This is a genomic window from Cryobacterium sp. 10I1 (assembly GCF_035019805.1).
In the GTDB taxonomy this organism is placed as follows: domain Bacteria; phylum Actinomycetota; class Actinomycetes; order Actinomycetales; family Microbacteriaceae; genus Cryobacterium; species Cryobacterium glucosi.
This window is the reverse complement of record NZ_JASJVF010000643.1, coordinates 1-282: the sequence shown is the minus strand read 5'-3', so window position 1 is coordinate 282 and position 282 is coordinate 1. Positions and strand designations below refer to the sequence as shown.

The window sequence follows — 282 nt, the reverse complement described above, 5'->3', positions numbered from 1 at the left end:
CGACCTCGTCGTGCACGTGCGCGCCCTCGCCCCCGACTATGCCAAGTTCTGGCGGAAGGGCGCGGCGGACGACGCGGCCGACCTCGTCGAGACCGCTCTCGGCCGCCTCCTGGCCCTTCGGCTCGTCGCCCGGGACGGGGAAAGCATCCGTGTACTGCCCGCCCTGGCCCGATACGCCCTCGCTGCACCGACAATCATGGGAGCTCGACAGTCGTGACCCTGGACACAGTTGCACCATTCCGTTCCGACCCGCGCAAGGTGAACAAGCCTACCGCCGGACAC

General features: G+C 69.1%; 1 protein-coding gene. It reads left to right on the top strand.

Annotated features, from left to right (window positions below; all coding sequences use genetic code 11):
- Positions 1-217 (top strand): DUF2398 family protein (locus QN345_RS20140; protein ID WP_323509255.1); only part of this gene is annotated, 217 nt, incomplete at its 5' end.
- Positions 218-282 lie beyond the last annotated feature (65 nt).